This window comes from Kitasatospora sp. NPDC054939, from assembly GCF_053610105.1.
In genome coordinates this window covers 1-4,593 of the sequence record NZ_JBSGXP010000057.1, presented here as the reverse complement: position 1 = coordinate 4,593, position 4,593 = coordinate 1, and the positions used below count along the sequence as shown (strand labels likewise).

Below are 4,593 nucleotides of genomic sequence, written 5' to 3'. Positions count from 1 at the left end.
GGGGCGGCCGGCCGCCCCGGCCCCCCGCCGGCGGCCCGCCCGCCCCCCGGTGCCCCCGCCGTTCGCACGTCCGCAGGGCCTACGCCTCAGCGGGCCGCACCTTGCCGCTGATCAGGGTCCCCAGCCGGTCCATGCCGATGACGGCCGCGGCCAGCACCACGAACTCCACCGTCAGCAGGGCGATCTGGCCCCACACGTAGCCGTAGCCCTCGGTGGTCGGGTCGAAGAAGAAGTAGGGGTACGGCATCGGGTAGTTGGAGAACAGCGCGTTGCGGGCGAGCACGATCCCCGCGTAGCCGAGCGGGAAGGCCAGCCAGAGCGGGACGTCCCGCCAGGAGGAGGCGTTGCGCGGCTTGAGGGTCAGCCAGTCGATGATCACCATCACCGGCGTGACGTAGTGCAGGAAGAACGAGGACCAGTGCGCCAGCTTGTCCGGCCCGTCGAAGAGGCCGGGGATCGGGTTGGCACCCTTCTCCAGCAGGATGTGCGACACCAGGCCGGTGATCAGGATGTACAGGGTGGCGGCGCCCCGCAGCCGGGGCGCGGGAGCGTCGACGGTGCCGCGCTTGTGCATCCAGTAGACGGCGCCGATGAAGTAGCCGAGCACGATCACATTGCTCTGGATCGTGAAGTACACCAGCGGCGCGGTCTGCAGGATCAGGCCGAGCGCCGCCGAGAGCACGATGCCCGTGCGCCACCAGAGCGCGGGGCGGGTCCAGAGTGTCATGCGGCCACCAAGTTCGTTTCAGGTGATACGGGAGGTACCGGACGGATGTTCGGGAACGCCGCACTCTACCTCTGATCCCGTGCAGTGCTCCGCCCTTTAGACGAGGGTGAAGCGCATCCTTGGCCCGTAGCCGCGGAGCGGCGGAGTTCGCTACGGTTTCGGGGTGGCGGTCAGACGAGCCGCTTCTGGTTCGCGATGTACTGCTTGACCACGGTGAGCGGCGCACCTCCACACGATCCCGCGAAGTAGGAGCCGGACCAGAAGTGTCCACCCCACAGGTGTCGGCGCACGTGGCTGTCGTACTCCTTGTGCAGCCGAGACTCCCTTGAGGGAGTTGACCAGCTTCGAGAGCTGGACTTTGGGTGGGTAGTTCACCAGCAGGTGAACATGGTCGTCCTCGTCGTTGAACTGCATCAGTTCGGCCTCGAAGTCCGAGCACACCTCTCGCGTGATCTCCTCGCAGCGCGTCAGCATGGTGCCGGTCATGGCCTCGCGTCGGTACTTCGTGACAAGAGCCAAGTGGACGTGACGGTTGTGGGCGACGCGGCGGCCGGTTCGTAGATCTGGATTGGGCTTCCATCGTGGTGACATGGCAAGGGCGTTCGGGTGTGCCCGTGTGGTCTTCAACGACGCGCTTCGCGTCCGCGAGACCGCCCGTGCCGCCGGGCTGCCGTTCGTCCCCTTGGGTGAGCTGTCCAAGCTGCTCACCGCCGCGAAGAAGACCCCCGAGCGGACATGGCTCTCCGAGGTGTCATCGGTGGTGTTGCAGCAGTCCCTCCGGGACCTGGACGCCGCCTACCGTAACTTCTTCGACGGTCTCAAGGGCAAGCGGCCCCGCATGGGCGCACCCCGGTTCAAGTCTCGGAAGGACACCCGGCAGTCGGTCCGGTTCACGGCGAATGCCGGATGGAAGATCACGCCGGGCGGGAAGCTGCGCCTTCCGAAGATCGGTGACCTGACCGTGAAGTGGTCCCGCACCCTGCCGTCGGTGCCGTCCACGGTGACCGTGGTCATGGACGCGGGCCAGCGGTACTTCGCGAGCTTTGTCGTGGAGACCGACCCGGCCGCCGACCTCGGCCGGATGCCTGACACGGATGCCGTGGTCGGTATCGACCTGGGCCTGTCGCATTTCGCGATCCTCTCGGACGGCACGAAGATTGACAGCCCCCGCCTTCTGCGCCGGGCTGAGAAGCGGCTCAGGAAAGCACATCAGAACCTCTCCCGCAAGGCGAGGGGCAGCAAGAACCGGGAAAAAGCCCGTATCAAGGTCGCCCGCGCCCACGGCAAGGTAGCCGACGCGCGGCGCGAGTTCCACCACCAGGTCTCCACCAAGCTGATCCGCGAAAACCAAGTGGTCGCAGTGGAAGACCTGGCGGTCAAGGGACTCGCCCGCACGCCGCTGGCCAAGTCCGTGCACGACGCCGGATGGTCGCAGTTCGTTACCATGCTGGAGTACAAGGCCGCCCGGTACGGGCGAACCTTCCACCGTATCGGCCGCTTCGAGCCCACCTCGCAGGTGTGCTCACAATGCGGTGTCAAGGACGGCCCCAAGCTCCTGAACGTCCGTGAGTGGACGTGCAGCGCGTGCGGAGCCGTCCTTGACCGAGACATCAACGCGGCGGTCAACGTCGCCAAGGCCGCTGGACTGGCGGTATCAGCCTGCGGAGCGCGGGTAAGACCGGGACTCGTTCCGGCACAGCGCAATGAAACAGGAACCCACCCGAAGGCCGAGCCGGTGGCTACCGGCAGCCAGACGGGAATCTCCGTCCTTTAGGACTGGGAGGATGTCAATCGCTGGTATCGGCGGGACGGAAGAAGGGTGACGGCTGCCCGCCGTTCACCCCGGCAGGACGAAACCGGACTCGTACGCGACGATCACGGCCTGCGTGCGGTCCCGCGCCCCGAGCTTGGCGAGCACGCTGCCGACGTGCGTCTTGACCGTCTCCTGGCTGACCACCAGCCGCTCGGCGATCTCGCCGTTGCTGAGTCCGGCCGCCATCAGCCGCAGCACCTGCCCCTCCCGGTCGGTCAGCCGCCGGATCGGCCCGCCGTCCGAGGCCGGCCGCCGCACCGGCGGCTGCCGCAGCGCCAGGTCCCGGACGGCCGCCGGGAAGAGCAGCGAGTCGCCGCGCGCCACCAGCCGGACGGCCTGCACCATCTCCTCCGCCCGGGCCCGCTTCAGCAGGAACCCGGCGGCGCCGGCCCGCAGCGCGTCGTAGACATGGTCGTCGTGCTCGAAGGTGGTGACCACCAGGATGCGCGGCGGTTCGGCCATGCCGCCGATCAGCTGTTCGGTGGCGCGGATGCCGTCGATGCCGGGCATCCGGACGTCCATCAGCACCACGTCGGGGCGCAGCTCCCGCACCAGCGGGACGACCTCGGCGCCGTCGGCGGCCTCGCCGACCACGGTGAGGTCCGGTTCGGCGTCGATCACCACGCGCAGGCCCATCCGCACCAGGCGCTCGTCGTCGGCGACCACCACCCGGATCGCCTCCCCGGCGCCGGCCCCCGCCGCGCCCGTGCCGGTACCCCGGTCGTCCGGTCCCATCGCGTTCTCCCCCGTCGTGCTCACTTCGCTCCTCCCACCGGCAGCCGGACGGCCAGCCGCCACGTCGTTCCGTCGGCCGTCGGTCCGGCCTCGCAGCCGCCGCGCAGGACGGCGGCCCGTTCGCCGATGCCGCGCAGTCCCCGGCCGCCGCCCGGGCGGCTGGGGCGGCGCTCGCCCAGCGGATTGGTCAGTTCGATCTCCAGCCGCCCGGGCGCCGTCGCCACCCGCAGGCGGGCGGGCGCGGGCCCGGCGTGCCGCAGCACGTTGGTCAGGCCCTCCTGGACGATCCGGTACGCCTCGCGGGAGACGGCGGCCGGCAGCCGGTCGAGTCCGGGGTCCAGCTCCGCGGTGACGTGGACGCCGGTGCGGGCGAGCTGGCGCAGCAGGTCGTCCAGTCCGGCGAGGGTGGGCCCGGCCGGTCCGTCGGCCTGCGGGTCCTCCTCGCGGAGCAGCCCCAGGACGGTGTCCAGCTCGGCGACGGCGGCCCGGGCGGTCTCCTCGATCGCCGCCAGGGCCTCGGCGGCGAACGCCGGGTCGGTGCGGAGCACCCGGGCGGCGGCGGAGGCCTGGATGCCGACGGCGCTCAGCGCGTGCCCGACGGAGTCGTGCAGCTCCCGGGCCAGCCGGTTGCGCTGGGCGAGCACGGTGGCGCGGCGTTCGGCGGCGGCGAGCCGCTCGTCCGGGGTGGCGCCGAGCAGGGCGGGCGCGCAGCGGGCGAGCAGGGCTCCCGAGGCGGCGCTGGTGAGGAGGATAAGCAGGAGCAGCGCGAGCCCCATCAGCGGGCCGGGCAGCCAGTCCGGCACGCCCCGGTCGGTCCAGAACCGGATGACCTCGTCGATGCCCTGCGAGCCGAACGGCGTCAGCATCAGCACGACGGCGAACGGCGTGCCGGCGAGGGACATCCCGCTGACCACCCCGCCGAGGAAGAGGTGCAGGACGAACCAGCCGGCCGTCCGCCGCTTCGCCGCCCAGGACCGGGCCGGACCGCCCGGCAGCTCGGCGGCCGCGGCGCCGACCGCGCAGAGGGTGCGGGCGGCCACGCTCTCCAGCTCCCGCAGCATCGGCAGCAGGGCGGTCACGGCGGCCATCGGCAGGGCGGCGGCGAAGGCGGCCAGCTGCAGGAGCACCATGCGTGCGGCCTCGTCGGTGGGCCGGAAGGAGCCGATCACCACGGCGCTCAGCAGCCAGTACGGCATGAGCAGCGCGCCGCCGAGCACCAGGTGCACCCAGCGCAGCCGGGCCCGCCGCCCGAGCACCGCGCCCGCCACCCGGCGCACCGCGCCGTCGGCCCGCGCCGCGCCGTCGGCCCGCGCCGCGC

General features: G+C 71.4%; 4 protein-coding genes and 1 pseudogene. 1 reads left to right on the top strand and 4 read right to left on the bottom strand.

Going from position 1 to position 4,593, the window contains the following annotated elements; all coding sequences use genetic code 11:
- Positions 1-79: 79 nt before the first annotated feature.
- Positions 80-727, bottom strand: coding sequence for a Pr6Pr family membrane protein (locus ACWGB8_RS18190; protein ID WP_452214499.1), 648 nt, complete (start codon positions 725-727; stop codon positions 80-82).
- 170 nt (positions 728-897) lie between these two features.
- Positions 898-1,318: pseudogene (gene tnpA / locus ACWGB8_RS18185) on the bottom strand (IS200/IS605 family transposase).
- Here tnpA and ACWGB8_RS18180 point away from each other — a divergent pair.
- On the top strand, positions 1,317-2,501 hold the full coding sequence (locus tag ACWGB8_RS18180) for an RNA-guided endonuclease InsQ/TnpB family protein (RefSeq protein ID WP_452214498.1): 1,185 nt from the start codon (positions 1,317-1,319) through the stop codon (positions 2,499-2,501). The pseudogene tnpA and the gene ACWGB8_RS18180 sit on opposite strands and share 2 nt — an antisense overlap.
- Positions 2,502-2,564: 63 nt before the next feature.
- Here the strand turns inward: ACWGB8_RS18180 and ACWGB8_RS18175 are convergent, their stop codons facing one another.
- Both ACWGB8_RS18175 and ACWGB8_RS18170 read right to left on the bottom strand, forming a co-directional pair.
- The gene (locus tag ACWGB8_RS18175; protein ID WP_452214531.1) at positions 2,565-3,275 is read right to left on the bottom strand and encodes a response regulator; all 711 of its coding nucleotides are present in this window, start codon (positions 3,273-3,275) and stop codon (positions 2,565-2,567) included.
- 20 nt (positions 3,276-3,295) lie between these two features.
- On the bottom strand, positions 3,296-4,593 hold a 1,298-nt coding region (locus ACWGB8_RS18170; protein WP_452214497.1), incomplete at its 5' end, for a sensor histidine kinase.